The sequence below is a fragment of the Bacillus crepusculi genome, assembly GCF_014764715.1.
Classification (GTDB): Bacteria; Bacillota; Bacilli; order Bacillales; family Bacillaceae; genus Bacillus.
In genome coordinates this window covers 1-17,994 of record NZ_JACXXE010000009.1, presented here as the reverse complement: position 1 = coordinate 17,994, position 17,994 = coordinate 1, and the positions used below count along the sequence as shown (strand labels likewise).

The window sequence follows — 17,994 nt, the reverse complement described above, 5'->3', positions numbered from 1 at the left end:
ATGTCCCCCTTTGTTTGCCATCCCCTATCCCAGAGGGTGCATGGATAAAATCCATAATAAAACAGGCAAAGTGACGATACTTAAGATTGTACTGAGAAATGTTGCGCTTGAGACAAACTCAGGCTTCGTTCGAAATTGTACAGCCATCAGCGTGGTATTCGCTGCAGTCGGCATGGCTGCAACTAAGATCATAATTTGTTTCACCAGATCATCTACCGGTAAAATGAGCGTAAAGCCAAATGCGATCAGTGGTGAGATAAATAGCTTCAACAGCACAGCATAGGAAATATGGCGATAATCCACTTGTTTAAAAGAAATCACTGCGAGCTGCATGCCTAAAATAAGCATAATCGTCGGTATCGCTGCATCCCCAACAAGCTGAATACCCGTCATGAGCTCTTTAGGTAATGAAAGGTCAATGAGCTGAAATAATAGACCGATGAGCGCCCCGTATGCAACTGGCATACGCAGCACTTTTTTCAATACAACCTTTAGATCTCCCGCATCCTCTCCGCCCTTTGCCGCGTAATACATGCCGATTGTACTCATGACAAGCTGCTGAAGAACCATTAAAACAATCGCAATATCTAAACCAGCTGCTCCAAAGACAAGCAGGACAACGGGCGTGCCGTAATTTCCATTATTCATAAATGCTGACGACAGAACCATTGCACAATACGTTTCATTCGAATAACCGTAAATACGAGATAAAATAAAGACACATAAAATAAGGGAAAGGCAAAGCCCGATGACAAAAATGGATAGGTACACATAGTCCATTGACACTTTGTTTTGATAAAAGGTGTCAAATGCAAGAAATGGTGACATTAAATATAAAGACATGGATGAGAGCGTATGTATGTCAAAACCAATGGCCTTCTGCCCGATGTACCCTATGAGGAAAATGCCGAACACTGGCATTAAGACAAGTAAAAACTCCATGCTGCACCTACTTTTCTCTAGATGAATTACCTTCGCTTCCTCATTATCATACCACTGATAAACAATAAAAAAGAAGCACCCTTATGAAAGGCCGCTTCTCTCCTCATCCATATAGAACACTTCCCACAAATGACCATCAAGATCCTGAAAGCTCCATCCATACATGAACTCATGATCCTGCTTTTCCTTAAACGGCGAACCACCTGCTGCTATTGCCTGCTCCACTAGCTCATCTACCTCTTCTCTTGAATCGACTCGCATGGAGATAATCACCTCAGATGCCTCTTTTGCATCCACGAGTTGCTTCTCTGAAATGGATTGAAAATGCTGAAGAGATAACAGCATGACGGTGATCGTGTCGTCGATGACCAAACAAGCGGCCCTATCATTTGTCAACTCCTGCTGGAAATCAAAGCCCAGCTGCTCAAAAAAAGCCCTTGATTCCTTCACATGCTTTACCGGCAAATTAATATACAAATGTTTCGATTGTCGCCCCATATTCCTCTCCTTTTTGAACCCATGATCTCCATTTCAGTATATTCGTCTTTTGCTACGGCATCCCTTTGTCACATGAAAAAATAAGCGTCAAGACTCATTACCTTATTTTAACAAAAATGTATAATAAACCTCGAACACCAAACTAAATGAACTAGGAGGTTTTCATTTTGAAAACAATCGCAAAATCTTTGATGCTCTCCACTACTGTCCTTTTATTCGCTTCACCATTCACACAGACAGCTGATGCTGCATCTATTCAAACCAAACAGGTCACAACAGAGAGTGATTTTCAGCTTCCTTCAACCACAGAAACAATTAAACAAAACATTGAACAATCTTTTCAAAAACAAGAAAAATGGTTACAAAAATTAGAATTGATTGCAGGACAAGAAAAACGTGTACAATTTGAACAGTTTTTCAATCAACATGTAGGTCCTGATTTAAAAAGTCTTTTAGAAGAGCCGACTCTTACATGGAAGCAGGTAGATCAAACGATTTATCAATCTCTCGTCAAATCAGGTGTTCCATTTTTAGCTGCCAAAAGCTTTGCTCACTTTGCTACATCAGCATTAAAGAAAATGTAAACATAAAGACAAGCGCCTCCTATCATAACGGGGCGCTTGTTTTGGTTATTTCTTATATTCAATATGATACACGTCTCTTCTTCGGTCCTTTAGCTGGCGTACCGTGCCATCTTGACGCTGCCTTCTTAATATTTCTAAATCGACATCACCGACGACAACCATTTCAATATTTGGATTACACTCTCCTACAATCCCATCTCTTGCAAATTCAAAGTCAGATGGGGCAAAAATAGCCGACTGTGCATATTGGACATCCATATTTTCGGTTTGCGGTAGATTCCCCACTGTTCCGGAGATGACGGTATAAATCTGATTTTCAACCGCTCTAGCCTGTGCACAGTACCGCACTCTTAAATAGCCTTGGCGGTCTTCTGTACAGAACGGAGTAAAAATAATTTTCGCTCCTTTGTCAGCCGCGATCCGGGCAAGCTCAGGAAATTCAATATCGTAGCAGATTTGGATCGCAATTTTGCCGCAGTCTGTATCAAACACACGGACTTGATCACCGCTTGAAATTCCCCACCATTTTCTTTCATTCGGTGTGATGTGAAGCTTATATTGTTTTTCAATCGTTCCATCACGTCTAAATAAATAGGCGATATTGTAGATTTTCCCTTCCTCTTCAACAAAGTGGGACCCGCCGATAATATTAATGTTGTACTTCACAGAGAGATCTGTAAACAAATTAATGTAGTCCTCGGTATATTCTGTGATTCGTTGTACTGCAAGACTTGGCGATCGCTCTTCTAAATAAGACATGAGCTGTGTCGTGAAAATTTCTGGGAAAACAGCAAAGTCAGCTGACGCATCTGATGCAACATCAACGTAATACTCCACCTGATTCATAAATTCCTCAAAGGAATGAATTTGCTTCATCGCATATTGAATCACACAAATTCGAACGGGGAAGGCCGATTTATAATATCTTTTCGATTGCGGGCGATAATCAACATTGTTCCATTCCATTAATGTTGCATACGTGCTAGACGCTTTATCATCCGGCAAGTAATTCGGGTTGATCCGCATGAGACTAAATTCATTTAACAGCTGAAAGGATAAAACTGGATCATAAATTTGGTGCAGCATGACCTGCTCAACATATTGGCGTGGCGTCATTTCATCTTGATATTTATGATAATTCGGGATGCGTCCGCCAATGATGATGCTTTTTAAATTTAATCTTCTCGCTAGGTCTTTTCTAGCTTCATACAAACGATGACCTATTTTCATGCGGCGGTACTCAGGACTTACCATCACTTCAATTCCATACATATTCATACCATCTGGGTTATGGTTTGTAATGTAGCCATCATCTGTAATGTCCTGCCAAGTGTGCCTGTCATCGTATTCATCAAAGTTAATTAATAAACTTGAACAAGAGCCAATGATTTCTCCTTCAAATTCCGCACAAAACTGTCCTTCTGGGAAATGCTCGAGATGGCTTTCAAGGTGCTCTCGTTTCCAAGGGTCCATCCCCGGAAAGCATACCTCTTGCAACGCAATGATACGATCAATATCTTCTTCCCTAATATTACGGATCACCATTCTTTTTTCAAAACGCGTTAAATCTAGTTTTTCTGCCATGATGTCTTTGCCCCCTTACTGATCCTCTTTTTCAAGCTGATGGAATAGCTGGAGCAATTCGATTTCAGCCATGGATTCTAATCTGACATCATATTCTTCAAATTGCAGCGTGCTCGTCACTTTGTTTGGGACGATAACGCATTTCATGCCTGCCCGTTTGGCAGCAACTAGCCCATTCACAGAATCCTCAAATGCCACGCAATCTTTCGGCTCTACACCTAAGCAGCGTGCGGTTTGCAAATAGAGCTCTGGATTTGGTTTGACTTCTTCGACATCATCGGACGTGCGGATACATTCAAAGTAATCGAAAAGACCAATCTGCTTCAGGTGGTCAGACACCCATTTATAGTCTGAGCTGGAAGCAAGCCCTATCTTGATCCCGAGCTCCTTTGCTGCTTCTAAATAAGCTTCTACACCAGGTCTTGCTGATTCATCCTTCATTCTCTTTTGAAAACGGGAACGCCGGTCAGCTGTGAGCGCCTCATGATCGAGCGTCTTTCCTATCTGCTTTTCCAAATATTCAAATGGCTTAAAGCCTGCCTGCGTCCCAATGACATTGCCCCATACTGAAAGAGGCAGCTCTGATTCATGCTCCGCAAATATTTCCTGTAAAACCTCATATTCATGCGTTTCTGTATCTAAAATTAATCCGTCAAAATCAAATATAATTGCCTTTACCAACGAGGCCACTCCTTTTTTTACGAAAGTCTTAAACATCTACTCTCCATGCTATCATATCGTGAATAAAATTGACTTTCAAAGATGAATGTCTGCTAAAATGATTATGTATAAAAGGAGCCTGCACCGTTTTGTCAGGCTCCATTCGTGTTCGATTCATTCTGCAAGAGGTCCAAGCGCTCCGATTCGTGGAGAATTAGGCTAATGTTGAAAAAGAGCGGGTTTGGTATTACAGATCTTAAAGGTTTCTCCGTTCCCTTAAAAATAGTATGTGCGACCACCTTGTAAGTTAACAAGGAAGTTCACACCATCTTTTACGCATTTTGAAGGTGCCGGTTCACAAAATCGTCTAAGTCAAACGGAAAAGAAAAGCCGCACGCATTGACCTGCTCACGGTTCCGCTCAAATAACTCACGATCTTGTTTTGTTACATGACGTTTAGGTTTTAAAATAATGGTATGTAATAGCTGAAGGCCCGATAAAATACGAAAAGCATCATCCATCGTCCCGTTATAAACCCCATCAATGAATGTAAGCGGACGCTGTTTTTGACGCGCTTCCTGCTGCTCTCCATTGACAGCATGGGATAAAAGTTCTTTCACATCCTTTGAAATTTCTTCAATTGCCTGCTCCTGTAGGTCTGTAGCAGCTTTCATTAATCTCACGTGACATCTACCTCTCTGTCGTTATTTCTTCATTCAGAATAGCACAGAAAAAAAGGCGTTCGCCAAGGTAAGTGTTTCCTATATATACCCAAAGAGAGGAACGGATATCATGATCATAAAAGGACATACGCTCTCACTAAAAGTAGGTGAGCAGCAGCACGGCACTTCATTGAGTCACTTTTTAAAAACCGAAGTGTCTGCCTCTAAACCGATCATCCATGATTGGATGGAGCAGCATAAAATACGCTTAAATCAAAAGCCTGCCCACCACGCGGCAAAAGTCAGTTCAGGCGATCAGATCATCATCGACTTATTTGAAACAGAAGAAAGTGATGTGACGCCAGAATATGGCGAATTAGAGGTGCTCTTTGAGGACGAGCACTTATTGATTGTGCAAAAGCCCGCTGGGCGGCCGACGCATCCAAATGAAAAAGGACAAACGGGCACACTGGCCAACCTTGTTGCCTTCCATTTTCAAGCAAATGGAGAGGAAAAGCGGGTAAGACATATCCACAGGCTTGATCAAGACACTAGCGGCACCGTCATTTTTGCAAAGCACAGGTTAGCTCATGCTGTCCTTGATCAAATGCTTTCTAAAAAAACAATTACCAGAACATACATCGCCATCGCAGAAGGACTGTTCAAGAAAAAGAAAGGGACCATCAATGCGGCAATCGGCCGCGACAAGCACCATGCAGTCAGACGGAGAATCTCTCCTACGGGGCAAAGTGCTGTGACTCATTTTCGGGTCACCGACATGAATAAACGCCTGCAAATGACAGCCGTTAAATTGCAGTTAGAGACTGGGAGAACGCATCAAATTCGTGTCCACCTCAGCAGTCTCGGACATCCTTTAGCTGGGGATACATTATATGGCGGTGTTCGTGATCACATCAACAGATGCGCCCTTCATGCCAAACAAGTAGATATGAAACATCCTTTTACAGGTGAGCATCTGATCATAGAAGCACCTCTACCACCTGATATGGCCCAGCTGATGAGTCAAATCATCCATTAAGAAAAGAGCCTGCTGATCAAATGCAGGCTCTTTTTCTTTATTCAGACGCTCTTTTTGCATAAATAATATACCGCTCTGGCGCATTGCCGACGAAATGAAAAGGATAGCATGTGGTTAGGACAAGCTCTTCCTTTTCATTCTGCAAAGTAATAATGGATGTATCATGTTGATCGACAATTTTCGTATGTGTGATTTCATAAACAAACTCACCATATGGCACAGTGATTTTCAGCTGATCTCCAATATCTAGCTCCCCTGTCCGGCGAAACACCGTATCCCGGTGGCCTGACAGAACGATTTGTCCATTCTGATCAGGGTAATAACTGCCTTTATAATGCCCGACTCCTTTGGCAAGATCATCCGCATCTGTCCCCTCGACAATGGGCAGGTCTGCTTTTAATTTCGGAATCGTCAGGATGCCAGCGGCTTTCCCCATTTCAGGAGCAAACTGCTTTTTTGAGCTCCCTTGATCGGCCGCTACGGCCTTCTTCGCTTCCTCTAATGATTGAGCTGTTTGAAGGTGAGTAGAGGCGATTTGCCAAATTCCCCAGCCGAGCAGAACAATCCCTGCTGTCATCACAGTCAGTGCAAGCCACTTTTTCATGCTTAAACTCCTTTATTCTTAGATGATACGCCTTCAGCTTGCTGCTTTTTCTTCTTGTTTTGCTTTTTGAATTCGTCCCTCTTTTTGATACACAATGGAGGCTCCCTTAAAGCTCTTCACAAAAGCGACAGTTGCTTCTAAATCTTCAGGACCCGTTTCAGGATTTTTCCCCAACCTGCCTATCGGTGCATATTTACTTCCAGTTGCAGTTGCCATAAAGTTATTCACCGTCAGTGTATATGTGTGATCGAAATCAACGGCTGAACCATCAGGCAGCTTCAAGTCGACTACTTTATATGTTAACGGATCATAGGAATATGAAAAGCCCGAAATACTATAATCTGGTCCAAATTGAGGAGAAATTTGTGCTTCTATGATATCAACCAAGTCCTTCCCCTTAATCTCCAGTTTGACCAGTACATTGCCAAATGGCTGAATATTAAAGAGATCACCCCAGGTAATCGGTCCTTTTTCGAGGCTTTGCCTGATGCCACCGCCATTCATCATGGCAAAGTCACTTTTCATTGAGTATTTCATGCCATCAGCAATGAGGTTACCAAGCGGAGTATCTCCATCATTTGAATAGCCGCCTTCCATTTTTATGCCGGCTTCTCCAACAACCTCACTAATGATCGGCTCAACCTCTTTGCCGTAATGAGCTAAAATATCGGCTGCTTCCTTGTCCTTTTCAATACCAGATTGGTCTACATACTGGATATTGGCACTCTTTTTCACCATGTCCTTCGTTTTCCGGTCAAGTGTGACATTCACTTCGCCAATGGCTTTCCCATATTCAAAGGCTTGAACGATTAGTTTCCCATTGACTTCTCCATTGACCACTTCGTGATTATGTCCTGCAAAAATGACATCAATTTCGTCATCACCTTCTTTGGCAAGCTTCGCACTCTCCCCAGTAATGGTATCGCCATTTTGAGAGGCTGTCATATGAGCTAGGACGGCAATGGCTTTGACCCCTTTTTGCTTGAGCTCCTTCGTTGCTTCATTGACAGCTTTCACTTCATCTGTAAACTGAATGTCTTTAATCCCTTCTGGCATGACCATTCCTGCGGCTGACTTCGTCACAACACCGATAAATGCCACAGGGATTCCTTCGACATTTTTGATTTCATAGGCAGGCAGAAGCGGTTTGCCAGTATCCTTGTACTCACAGTTTGCACAAACGAGCGGAAAGTTCTGTCCGTCATATCCCTTTGTGCCTTTAGGATGATCTCCGCCATTTAAGATACGTAATAGCTCGTCTACCCCTTCATCAAATTCATGATTGCCGACCGTGCCAACATCAAAGCCAATGTTCTCCATGAGTTCAACGGTTGGTTCATCTTGCAAAAGAGAAGATACCGGAGAGCTTCCGCCAATCATATCCCCTGCATGAACTGTGATCGTATTTTTGTGTGCTGCTTGTTTTTGTTTCATATAAGCCGCCACATAATCCATTCTTCCGTACATTCCTTTACTGCCATCACCTTTTAGATCCAGCTCGTATTCTTGATCAATTTTACCATGTAAATCATTCATGCTTAAAATCGTTAATGGGACTTCGCTGGAGTCCTCTGCCGGCGCATATCCAGCCTGCTCTGCTTCTTCTTTTGAAGCAAAAAAGACACGTTTCTCTACGTCTATGTCTTTCCAATTTTCAGGGGATACGTACGTTTTCGCAGATGAATCACCGACATAACGCGTGAGTCCCTTTTTCTGTTCACGTGCTCTAAATTCAAACGGCTGTTCCAGGAGAGGATCTGCCTCGTTCCAAATGCCCAGCCCTTTTTCCTTCGCCTCTTTCACTGCCTGTTGGAATGTATGATAGTCTTTTTCATCTCCAACTGGCCAGATGAAGTAAGTAGAGGCATATCCTTTTTTCACAAGCTCTAAATTCGTATTGACCCCTTGTTTGGTTTTCACTTGAGCTAAAAGGCGTCCATAGCCATCCTTCGCTTCAGGACCAATTTTTAATGTGACTTTATCACCGCTTGAAAGAAGCGATTTTAAGTAGTCCGTCGCTTGCTGTCCAAAGCGCAGTTGGTTTTGATCTAATTCATTTTTTGGCTTATGGTACGTTTCCGGCGTGTCCATATTGACAAAGCGCACTTTGGTTGTACCTAGAACAGGCTTCTTTAAATGAATCGTATCTCCATCCACTACCCGGTCAACCGTTGCTTGATATTCTTTCTTGATTTTCGGCGGCTTTGGCTGTCGTTTCAGCAGTTTGACATCATCCTTGTGCCTTGGAAGCACTTGGAGCGTATCGTACCTGCTTAACACCCCTGTAAACTCATACCATTTCCCTGTCTTCACTTGATCAATAGCATTTGTATCGACCATCACTCTAAGGATGGTACTGTGATATTTTTTATCTATGATGACCACATTGTATCCACCACCAGCAGACTGGTCCGGCTTTGATTCCACGTAGCCTTTTACCTTCACTAGTCTTCCTTCATGTTTACGTGCCTGATCCGTTTCTAGTTGTTTTATGGAGACTTGCTTTGGCTTTGGCAAGGTTTGATTCACAGCATCTATCTTTAGACGATCTTGATCTGGCACAATTTCGATCAGTCCTTTATAAGATGTGATCTTACCAGTTACTGTCACCTTCATACCAGCTTTTAGTTCTGCGAAGTTATTGGGCTGTCCTGAATAAATATTGATTCCAGCTGATTTGTCTTGAATGTATGTGGACAGTTTTCCATTACCTATAGCGGATTGATCTGCTGTCACAATTCCGCTCACCGTCACCATCTCTCCTATCAGCTGACGGGCTTTCTTGATCTTCATTGGCTTCATTTGTTTCCATACAGTTTCCTTCTTCTCAGACGCCCTGACCTGCTCTTTTGCCATCATGCCAGGCATTAAGGATTGCAGACTAAAAATCACCAAAACCAAACAACAGATCATTCGAATGGATAAAATACGTTTCATTAGATCTCTCCCCTTTGCGCTTCATCTCTCACATTGTACAAAGTAAATATTGATGTTGAATGGTTTTCATGTAAAACTTGTTCAACTCATTGGAAACGTAATAATCACCCTTGTTCCCTCAAAGCTTTTACTTTCAAAACGAATGGTCCCGCCATGGCTTTCAATGATCTTAATGGTCATCATCAATCCAAGGCCTGTCCCTTTTTCTTTCGTTGTATAAAAAGGTTCACCCAGTTTCCCCATTTCGTCCTCTGGTATGCCCTTTCCTTGGTCTTCAAATATCAGCATCATTTGATTGTTTTTCGGTAATGAGGTTACCTTGATGACACCTGTCACACCATCCATGGCTTCAATTCCGTTTTTAAGAATGTTCAGGAAGACTTGCTTCAGTTCATTCGGAATGCCTTGAATGTTTGGCAGTGATGGAGAAAAGTTTTTTTGAATGGACACGCCTTTTAATACGGCCTGTGATTCAACGACCATAATGACTTCTTCGAGCAGCAGATTGACATGTACCGGCTCAAATTTCACAGATTTACTTCTAGAAAGCACTAAGAATTCGTTAATAATCGCCTCAAGCCGATTAAACTCTGACATCATCACATCTGCATAATCCTTCTGATACTTTTTACTTTGAATCATCAGCTGTAAAAATCCTTTAAGCGACGTAAGCGGATTACGTATCTCATGAGCAATGCCGGCTGCAAGCTGCCCAACTGCCGACAGCATCTCAGACTTCATCAGCATCTTCTCTGATTGCTTTTGATTGGTAATATCCTCTGAAATACGCATCACGGTTGCCTGCATTTTGTCAGGATCATCAATTCGGTGTAGGGAGACTCTCTCCCATCGTTCGCGTCCTGATAAATCCTGAAAGTACAGTTCACCTGTCCAGCTGCCATCTCTCAAACAAACATCCCATTGCTTCACTAGATCATCACATTGACATAGCGAATGGTAGACACCAAAAATATCTTTACCGATCAGGTCATATTCATGCTGCTGTACAAACTGACAAAAGCGCTGATTCACGCATTGGATGATCCCTTCCTCTGTCGCGACAACAATATGAATATGGCTGTTATCAAGCGCTGTCACCGCAAGATGCAGTGCCTGTTTCATTTTCGTCATTTCCGTCATTTTAATCCATGTCATCACTGCTCCCTCATGATCCTGATCAAAGAGCGGTGTGATGTGGACGGTGAATTGTTCGCCTTCGTTCGTTTCAATTTCACGGTCGATGACACGCCTGTCCGATATGACGGATTGAATGTCATGATATAGCGTTTCCTTCGTAAGCTGTTTAGCCATTGACTGAAAGGATTGCTTGTGCCTTTTTTGAGCTGAAGTAAATAAAGAGGCAGCTGTAGGAGTGTAATAGCGAATATTCATGTCACGATCCACAAACAACGTTGCAAGCTCTGGCTTCACAGAGGGACGGTACAGCTCCTCTCTTGTTACCTTCAAGTTGTTTATGATATTAATAAAATGCTCGTGTTTTTTCTCAAACGCCTCTATTTGCATGTTTTTCGCTTTTAATTCATCCCTTGCCTCTTGCTCTTTTTGTTTGACTTCATTGAGTTCATTTTCTAAATCGACAATACGCTGTTGATAGACTGAATTCTGATCTGACATTCCTATGTCCCTGCCGTTCTTTTGATTTTTTCCTCTCTCATTCATCCGAATGAGAATGACGTATACTCCCTTAAAACGGCGATCAAAACTTTTCACGGTGAAATCTGCATATTGCTTTCTGTCTTTTTTCGAAATGAGGACATGCTGAAACACAATCTCTGTCTCGTCTGTCCATACCTTTTGAAAGGTTTGGCTTAGCATCTCTTTCATATAATCAGGTGTTACATATTCACATGATTGATCTGGCACTTCTGTATGCTCTAGGAAAGAATAGGCACCCTGAGATACCGCCAGGATTTTGTCACAATCGTCAACCACCATGCATGCGTCATAATCCTTGCTTACTTCTTGCATATATTGTGCAGCTCGCTTTTTCAACTCCACATCATGAGCATCACGTGCCCAAGGTACATTGTGTTTAGGGTCATTTGAATGGGTATAAATGTTCCACTTTTCATTAAACAAATGAAACAAACGAGGGATATCGGGTACAGTTTCATTCGGCCCTAATATCAACATCCCTTGCTCTTTTAAAGCATATTGAAATCGGGACAATACTCGTTTTTGCACTTCTGGCTGGAAGTACATCAGAACATTTCGGCAACTGATAAAATCGAGGTGGATAAAAGGTGAATCAATCAATAAATTGTGAGGTGCAAAGACAATATGTTTTCTAAGCGACTGCTTCACAATAAAAGCGTCACCTTTTTTTTCGAAATATCGCGCCCGCCATTTTTCAGGCATTCTTGCCATAGACTCTATTGAATAATGGCCTTTACTAGCCATTTGAATGGCTTTCCGATTGATGTCTGTTGCAAATACTTGAAGTTCAATTGACACTTGTCTTCGCTTCATTTCTTCTAAAAATAACATCGTAAAGGAATAAGCTTCTTCCCCTGTAGAACATCCCGCAATCCAAATGCGGCACCGGGATTTCCCGTTTTTCATCGTATGTTCAATGATCGACGGAATGATCTTTTGTTCACATACTCGAAAGGCCTCCATATTCCTAAAAAAAGAAGTCGTGCCACTTAGAAGCTGCACGTGTAACCGAGCGAGCTCATCTGGCTCCCTTTCTAATAAACGGTCGTACTCTGCTAATAATGAAATCGGTTGTATTGCACTCCGCATTCGTTTTTGAATGACTAAGAGCATTCTTTTCTTTTCATAGGTTGAAAAGGCAATTCCTTTATACATTTCAAGTCGTTCAATGATTCTAAGCAAAGCAGGATCAGCATCATCGACATGCGGGATGTTGATGATATTGGCGATATATGCCGCAAGAACCGAAGGATCTTTGAATGTTTGATGATACATGCTGTCAAAACCACTTTCTATCTCGCTGCATGATAAGGCTGTACCGCCTTGCTGTACCAATTGAAGCAGCCCATTCCCCACACAATGACCTTTTTGAAAAAAGATCGCGATCGCCTCTTCCTTTTGCACGCTCGCAAGTGAGTGAAAAAGCGAGTCGACAGAGCATGCCCTATTCGCTGGACGCTGCTCTGATAGGTGCAGCCGCTTGTCTTCTGTTAAGGTGACAACCGCATGCTGCGGACAAAAATAAATCATCTTTTTCATGACTTTCTCACCATGCTTCATCGTTTTTGCCCGGTAGCCGATCGGTAAAACAAGTGATTCCAAATCAGTTATACAATCGCCCGTCACATGATTTTGCACAACAATAAAAGAGGCATTTAATTCATGTGGAAACGATTGAAAAAAAGCCTCAAGATGATGCTGTTCAAACGGCGAAACACCGATGCCAATCACTGGTGCCTGCACATGCTCGTCTTCTATCAAACGATTAATGATTTTGTCCTGCATTTGGTACCCCCATGTTCATTCGTCTGATACTTTTTTTCGACAAAAAGGAAGAAAACCCTCTAATTGTAAATAATGTTTTTTGCATGAAAGAAGGAAAACAGCTCACATTAAAACAGAATGTATAAACAGAAGGAGGAATCTCTATGCAAAACGATCAGCAGCCTTTGCCTCAAGGGAGTGCCCCTCAGCCTGAGCTCAACCATGGAGGGCATGAGTTATTTGATTTACATGAAATTTTAGCAGGCACGATTAATATTTTGGATCAATATATGATCTTACGGCAATATATCCAAGATCCTGTATTATCCGACATATTAGATCGACAATATCAATTCGTTCTATCCCAGTACAATGTCACTGTAGATTGTTTTTCTACTGGACAAAAGCCTAGTGAAGAAACCGCCACTTATATGATGCAAGAACATACACAGGTGACGTACGGGATCAAACCTTCTCAGCCGAAGAAGCCGAATCAGTCATTACAGGATGTGAAAGATGCAGGGATTACAGGGCATATGCTTGGCCTCGTTAAATCACATGCAGGGTTACTTTCAATGACCGCATTAGAGGTAACAAATCCAGTTGTTAGACGTGTGCTTGCTGCGCAAATTCCGAACTTTATCGAAATGGCGTATGAAATTTTCTTGTACCAAAATAAACATGGCTACTATCAAGTCCCGCAGCTTACTAAACAAGATATGACAGCCATGACATCAGCCTTCGCACCGCTTCAGGGGCAGGTTCAAATGCCGCCAAGCAAGGCCAATCAGCAAAAGCCTCTTCATTAAAAAAATGGCTGACCCTTTCTCTGGTCAGCCATTTTTTCTTTGATACATCAATGTAAACTGTTCTTCAAAATCTGTGAGCCGCTCCCCTGTCGCCTGTTCAAAGCCTCTATCAAACTGGCCCGCTTTCGCCGTTTCTTCCATGATCTCATGAATGATGTCTCGTCCGTAAAGCTGCACCAGCTCATAGATCATGTAATAGCTTTGTAAATAAACATCAGTCTCATACGTCATCCGGGAGTCTTGCCAGTCTTGATCAGAATGAAGAGATTGAAAAGGGACGACGTCGAACCGTTCGGACGTGGCATTTAACACATCGTAGGCCGTCCATTCTGCTGTTCCTTCATGGAACCAAAGAGGAAAGATCACCGGAGACACCTTGTATGCATGCACCTTTTCATAGAAAACAAAATGACCATACTCATGAATCAATAACGTGTTGAAAAAGTATAAGGGCAGTGTCTCTTTCTTCAACAATTCTTCTCGTCTATCTGGGTATAACCCGATCATTTGATCATGATCGGAGTAAAACCCCGTAATATGCTTGATGCCGGCAAATTGTTCGATCGTCTCTTTATCGTCAAAATAAATAATGTCTAAAGGTTTGTCAGGCTCAAACTGAAACACTGATGCTGTCCTCTTCTTCGCCTGATTCAAAGCATCTATTGTCAGGTCCACAAAGGCATGCTCTTGCTCTGCATAGTAAATTCTGATATGTTCATAGACTTGCTTATTGAGCCCCTCCGTTAAGACCGTTTTAGGCGATGACTGCTGCTCTAAATATTGTCCTGTCAGCTGAAACGCAACATCAATCACGTACGCGGTGAAAGCATAAAAAATCAAACCTGCTGCAATCATTCCGCCTACAAGCTTTTTATGAATCAATGACGGTTTTTCTTTCATTTACTCCCCACCTGAATTCATCCTACAGCCTCTTTCTCTTTCTATGAAAAAACAAAGATCAACAAGAGGTGATATATTTTTTACTTTATGCAGTCAGGTGCGCAAGGTGCGATTCCAAACAAAAAAGCCGCATATGACATACGGCTTTTGTCGTAGCTATTTTGATTCAGGGAAGACACGTCTAACCGTTTCAGTAAACTCATCGAAAAATCCTGAAATTGGCTCTCCGCTTTTAATACGTTTTCCATACCCTGTCATACGATCGACAAAGTCTGGATTAGCAGATACATACACGTTGTCGATTTGTTGATCCGTTGATTTGACTTTGTCTGAAATTTTCTTTTTCAAATCATCTGTTACATCACCGCTTTTATTGCCTTCAAGCACGACAGCAACAAATGCATTCTTGCCTGTGACAAGCACGCTTGCTGTTTTCACCTCGGGCATGTTGGCTACAAGCTCTGACGCCTTTTCTGCCACTTTGACCTTCTGAGGTGTTTGAACATCTGGCTGATCCTGCCTCATGTTGTCATTCTTATATGTGACATTTTCATACTGTCGTTTCATTGTTCCTCTACGCTCATCGCCTTGGTTGTTCATTCCACACCCAGCAGTGATCAATGTTGGAACAAGTAGTAAAGATAGCATCCATTTCTTATTCATCAATTATTCCCTCCTTTTGCTCATAGGTTTTTCATTCAGCCCACTTTTTATGCACACATCCTTTTTTTCAGCAAAATGAATTCATAATTCAGCCTCGTTTGGTCATCCTAAACATGATGAAGAAGTATCATCACCATCAAATGGAGGGATTCGTTTGTTTAAAAAAAGAAAAGGCATGAGCACTGGCGCAATGATTGCAGCATCAACAGCCATCATTGCATTATTTTCCCCGGTTTTACGCAGAAGGCTGAAAAGCATGACACAAATGAATATGTCTTCAATGATGAAAGGCAATGATCAACAGCATCATGAACCGTCTCACCATGCATCACACTCGCATAAGGAATCAAAAGGGACAGCTGAAGTCGGGCAAATGATCAAGCAAGCATTTACCGCTGTCCAGCCAAATCACACGAATCAGCAGCAACCATCCTCAAAAACCCATCAGCCAAGTGAGTCTTATGCACAATCTCTTCACATTGATGAAAGTGTCATGAATGTGATGAATGATGAATCAATCCAGCAAGTGATCAATGACATCGAGCACAAATAAGAAAACAGGAGCCTTCATGAATAGAGGCTCCTGTTTATTCTCCTGAAAAATGTTCTTTAACCATCACACGGAAGAAAGGGAAAAAGGTGATTTCGACTGTTGTAATAAAATCACCATAAGCTTCTACTATGATTAAAAGCTCTTTCTCGTATTGATTGTCCTTTTTTATCTCTACATGCTGCACGGTTTTAAAATCATAGATGCCTAAAACCGATCCATCCTTTTTTCGAACAGCCGTTAACGTAAATTCTTGACCTCCAAGGTACATCGTGACGACGAAACGCTCGTCTTGGTTCTCAAATCGAAATGTCAGATCCTGATATTCAATAGGCATACCTCGTTCAAACCTTTCATCAGGCTCAGTTTCAAAAAAAGAAAGCCAATCCGTTTGATCTGGAAATTGTGTTCTCCTCACTCTTTTTCGCCCCTCTCACAAGTAAAATTTTTATTAATTATCTTGTTTCCCCTTTTCTTTTGCAACAAATTTTAGTAATTTTAAAAAGGTGATTTTATTTTGCTAAGAGACCTCTTTATTAATTTAACAATTCTTGTCACTTTCCATTATTTATTTATGCTTGTGTTTAAAGAGAACTTTTTAAAGAAAGAAGATACCTTACTCAGGCAGATATGTAAGGGCATGCTTTCTGGGTTACTCGGTGTCCTCTTAATGTTCTTTTCTATCAAAGCAGGACCAGCCATCATCGATTTAAGACATATCCCCCTTATTTTAACGGCCTTATATGGAGGCATCGCGCAAACCATCATTGCGGCATGTGTTGTCATTATTGGCCGGTTATTATTCGAAGCCAACATCGCTTCTTTCATCAATATTTTTTCCATGATGTTTATCGCCACAGCCTCTTTTTTGATTGCTGAACGTCATATCAATCATGTCTTAAAGATGCTGTTATCTATTACGATCAGCAACGTGATAGCAACCATTTTGTTTATTACCATCGTACATGAAACATCATTTGAACTACATTCCACTTATTGGATGTTCTCATACATTGCTGGATTATTTAACTTTTACGTCATTGAGCATCAAACAAAAGCCTATCAGCTGTTAAATTTGTATAAATTCCAAGCTCATTATGACTTTTTAACAGGGGTTTTAAATAAACGTAAGTTCGATGAGGTATTAAGTGATGCTTTTTCTATGAAATTAAAGCAGCCTATCCATCAAATGTCCCTGATTTACCTGGACATTGATTACTTCAAATCCATCAATGATCAATATGGGCATCATGAGGGAGATATTGTTTTAAAAGAGATCGGAACAAGGCTAATCAAAAACACAAGAAGCTCTGATTATATTGGCCGGATCGGCGGTGAGGAATTTGCTGTTCTTCTACCAAATTGTACAGTTGAAAAAACATGGCAAATTGCAGAACGCTTGCGGAGAAAAATAGCGGATCAGCCGATTTATCTACAGAATGGAACGTCCATTCATATTACGGTATCACTTGGGTGTGCTTACTACCCTAGAACAAGTGCTGACATCAAACAATTACCGATTATAGCTGATCAGGAGCTCTATAAAGCGAAGCAGTCAGGCCGAAATCAAGTGAGCTTTTCAGAGAGAAAAAAAGACCATTTAACATAGGCTTTTTCCTCAATTTGTTAGCACTAATTATTTTCAAAAAAGTTTTCGTATAACAGTTGTTTTTTACCGCAAACACTGGTAAAGTAAAGGTAATTATTTTTGTTCGTATCACCTTTAAGAAGAAAGTTTTGAAAGAGTTTTCGTCCTTGAAGTTTGTGTAGAGCAAGAATAGTGAATTTAAGCGTTAAGATCGCTTTAGGAGGAAATTTCATGTTAGAAGGTAAAGTAAAATGGTTCAACTCTGAAAAAGGTTTCGGATTCATCGAAGTAGAAGGTCAAGACGATGTATTCGTTCACTTCTCTGCTATCCAAGGCGAAGGCTTCAAAACTTTAGAAGAAGGTCAAGCAGTTTCTTTCGAAATCGTTGAAGGTAACCGTGGACCACAAGCTGCTAACGTTAACAAAGCGTAATTTAAGGGCATCTGCTCTTTTAGCACTTTATAGAGTGAAGGAAAACCGCTCGGCTTCTGCCGGCGGTTTTTTTGTACCATAAAAAAAAGAGAACCTGATGA

At 41.5% G+C, this 17,994-nt stretch carries 17 protein-coding genes; 6 read left to right on the top strand and 11 right to left on the bottom strand.

Annotation, left to right across the window (positions count from 1 at the left end; all coding sequences use genetic code 11):
• Window positions 1-24: 24 nt before the first annotated feature.
• Complete coding sequence (locus tag IEE86_RS14895) at window positions 25-942, bottom strand: AEC family transporter (protein ID WP_191097918.1); 918 nt, start codon at window positions 940-942, stop codon at window positions 25-27.
• An 81-nt stretch (window positions 943-1,023) separates the two neighbouring features.
• Entirely contained in the window at window positions 1,024-1,440 is a 417-nt protein-coding gene (locus IEE86_RS14890) for a VOC family protein (RefSeq protein ID WP_191097917.1), read from the bottom strand.
• 167 nt (window positions 1,441-1,607) lie between these two features.
• Between IEE86_RS14890 and IEE86_RS14885 the strand changes: the two genes are divergently transcribed.
• Window positions 1,608-2,024 (top strand): hypothetical protein, encoded by a 417-nt coding sequence (locus IEE86_RS14885; RefSeq protein ID WP_191097916.1) that lies wholly within the window; start codon window positions 1,608-1,610, stop codon window positions 2,022-2,024.
• A 45-nt stretch (window positions 2,025-2,069) separates the two neighbouring features.
• Here IEE86_RS14885 and IEE86_RS14880 read toward each other — a convergent pair whose 3' ends face one another.
• From IEE86_RS14880 to IEE86_RS14870, 3 genes are all read right to left on the bottom strand, one after another.
• A complete protein-coding gene (locus tag IEE86_RS14880; protein WP_191097915.1) occupies window positions 2,070-3,608 on the bottom strand; it encodes a bifunctional GNAT family N-acetyltransferase/carbon-nitrogen hydrolase family protein in 1,539 nt (512 codons plus the stop codon).
• Window positions 3,609-3,623: 15 nt separating this feature from the next.
• Window positions 3,624-4,289, bottom strand: a complete 666-nt coding sequence (locus IEE86_RS14875) for an HAD family hydrolase (RefSeq protein ID WP_191097914.1) — start codon at window positions 4,287-4,289, stop codon at window positions 3,624-3,626.
• A gap of 311 nt (window positions 4,290-4,600) precedes the next feature.
• Window positions 4,601-4,951, bottom strand: coding sequence for a DUF5365 family protein (locus tag IEE86_RS14870; RefSeq protein ID WP_191097913.1), 351 nt, complete (start codon window positions 4,949-4,951; stop codon window positions 4,601-4,603).
• Window positions 4,952-5,060: 109 nt separating this feature from the next.
• On the opposite strand from IEE86_RS14870, the gene IEE86_RS14865 reads away from it, so the two are divergent.
• Window positions 5,061-5,969, top strand: coding sequence for an RluA family pseudouridine synthase (locus IEE86_RS14865; RefSeq protein WP_191097912.1), 909 nt, complete (start codon window positions 5,061-5,063; stop codon window positions 5,967-5,969).
• A 37-nt stretch (window positions 5,970-6,006) separates the two neighbouring features.
• Here the strand turns inward: IEE86_RS14865 and IEE86_RS14860 are convergent, their stop codons facing one another.
• The 3 genes from IEE86_RS14860 to IEE86_RS14850 all read right to left on the bottom strand — a co-directional run bounded on the left by IEE86_RS14860 (window position 6,007) and on the right by IEE86_RS14850 (window position 12,972).
• On the bottom strand, window positions 6,007-6,573 hold the full coding sequence (locus IEE86_RS14860; protein WP_191097911.1) for a class D sortase: 567 nt from the start codon (window positions 6,571-6,573) through the stop codon (window positions 6,007-6,009).
• A gap of 33 nt (window positions 6,574-6,606) precedes the next feature.
• The gene (locus IEE86_RS14855; RefSeq protein WP_191097910.1) at window positions 6,607-9,510 is read right to left on the bottom strand and encodes a 5'-nucleotidase C-terminal domain-containing protein; all 2,904 of its coding nucleotides are present in this window, start codon (window positions 9,508-9,510) and stop codon (window positions 6,607-6,609) included.
• An 81-nt stretch (window positions 9,511-9,591) separates the two neighbouring features.
• On the bottom strand, window positions 9,592-12,972 hold the full coding sequence (locus IEE86_RS14850; protein ID WP_191097909.1) for a CheR family methyltransferase: 3,381 nt from the start codon (window positions 12,970-12,972) through the stop codon (window positions 9,592-9,594).
• 143 nt (window positions 12,973-13,115) lie between these two features.
• Here IEE86_RS14850 and IEE86_RS14845 point away from each other — a divergent pair, with 143 nt between their 5' ends.
• Window positions 13,116-13,760, top strand: a complete 645-nt coding sequence (locus IEE86_RS14845) for a spore coat protein (protein WP_191097908.1) — start codon at window positions 13,116-13,118, stop codon at window positions 13,758-13,760.
• 24 nt (window positions 13,761-13,784) lie between these two features.
• Here the strand turns inward: IEE86_RS14845 and IEE86_RS14840 are convergent, their stop codons facing one another.
• Window positions 13,785-14,660 carry a hypothetical protein gene (locus IEE86_RS14840; RefSeq protein WP_191097907.1) on the bottom strand — a complete coding sequence of 292 codons (876 nt, stop codon included), beginning with the start codon at window positions 14,658-14,660 and terminating at the stop codon, window positions 13,785-13,787.
• Between the two features lie 156 nt (window positions 14,661-14,816).
• Entirely contained in the window at window positions 14,817-15,323 is a 507-nt protein-coding gene (locus IEE86_RS14835) for a YhcN/YlaJ family sporulation lipoprotein (protein ID WP_191097906.1), read from the bottom strand.
• A 154-nt stretch (window positions 15,324-15,477) separates the two neighbouring features.
• Here IEE86_RS14835 and IEE86_RS14830 point away from each other — a divergent pair, with 154 nt between their 5' ends.
• A complete protein-coding gene (locus tag IEE86_RS14830) occupies window positions 15,478-15,876 on the top strand; it encodes a spore coat protein (RefSeq protein ID WP_191097905.1) in 399 nt (132 codons plus the stop codon).
• 34 nt (window positions 15,877-15,910) lie between these two features.
• Here IEE86_RS14830 and IEE86_RS14825 read toward each other — a convergent pair whose 3' ends face one another.
• A complete protein-coding gene (locus IEE86_RS14825) occupies window positions 15,911-16,291 on the bottom strand; it encodes a hypothetical protein (protein WP_191097904.1) in 381 nt (126 codons plus the stop codon).
• 99 nt (window positions 16,292-16,390) lie between these two features.
• Here IEE86_RS14825 and IEE86_RS14820 point away from each other — a divergent pair, with 99 nt between their 5' ends.
• Window positions 16,391-17,482, top strand: coding sequence for a GGDEF domain-containing protein (locus tag IEE86_RS14820; RefSeq protein ID WP_191097903.1), 1,092 nt, complete (start codon window positions 16,391-16,393; stop codon window positions 17,480-17,482).
• Between the two features lie 210 nt (window positions 17,483-17,692).
• Window positions 17,693-17,893 carry a cold shock-like protein CspB gene (cspB, locus tag IEE86_RS14815; RefSeq protein WP_003212277.1) on the top strand — a complete coding sequence of 67 codons (201 nt, stop codon included), beginning with the start codon at window positions 17,693-17,695 and terminating at the stop codon, window positions 17,891-17,893.
• Window positions 17,894-17,994: the final 101 nt, after the last annotated feature.

What these genes read in the sequence shown, in the direction of transcription:
- IEE86_RS14895 (WP_191097918.1), bottom strand. Translation starts at nt 942, where the DNA reads ATGGAGTTTTTACTTGTCTTAATGCCAGTGTTCGGCATTTTCCTCATA.
- IEE86_RS14890 (WP_191097917.1), bottom strand. Translation starts at nt 1,440, where the DNA reads ATGGGGCGACAATCGAAACATTTGTATATTAATTTGCCGGTAAAGCAT.
- IEE86_RS14880 (WP_191097915.1), bottom strand. Translation starts at nt 3,608, where the DNA reads ATGGCAGAAAAACTAGATTTAACGCGTTTTGAAAAAAGAATGGTGATC.
- IEE86_RS14865 (WP_191097912.1), top strand. Translation starts at nt 5,061, where the DNA reads ATGATCATAAAAGGACATACGCTCTCACTAAAAGTAGGTGAGCAGCAG.
- IEE86_RS14860 (WP_191097911.1), bottom strand. Translation starts at nt 6,573, where the DNA reads ATGAAAAAGTGGCTTGCACTGACTGTGATGACAGCAGGGATTGTTCTG.
- IEE86_RS14855 (WP_191097910.1), bottom strand. Translation starts at nt 9,510, where the DNA reads ATGAAACGTATTTTATCCATTCGAATGATCTGTTGTTTGGTTTTGGTG.
- IEE86_RS14850 (WP_191097909.1), bottom strand. Translation starts at nt 12,972, where the DNA reads ATGCAGGACAAAATCATTAATCGTTTGATAGAAGACGAGCATGTGCAG.
- IEE86_RS14845 (WP_191097908.1), top strand. Translation starts at nt 13,116, where the DNA reads ATGCAAAACGATCAGCAGCCTTTGCCTCAAGGGAGTGCCCCTCAGCCT.
- IEE86_RS14840 (WP_191097907.1), bottom strand. Translation starts at nt 14,660, where the DNA reads ATGAAAGAAAAACCGTCATTGATTCATAAAAAGCTTGTAGGCGGAATG.
- IEE86_RS14835 (WP_191097906.1), bottom strand. Translation starts at nt 15,323, where the DNA reads ATGAATAAGAAATGGATGCTATCTTTACTACTTGTTCCAACATTGATC.
- cspB (WP_003212277.1), top strand. Translation starts at nt 17,693, where the DNA reads ATGTTAGAAGGTAAAGTAAAATGGTTCAACTCTGAAAAAGGTTTCGGA.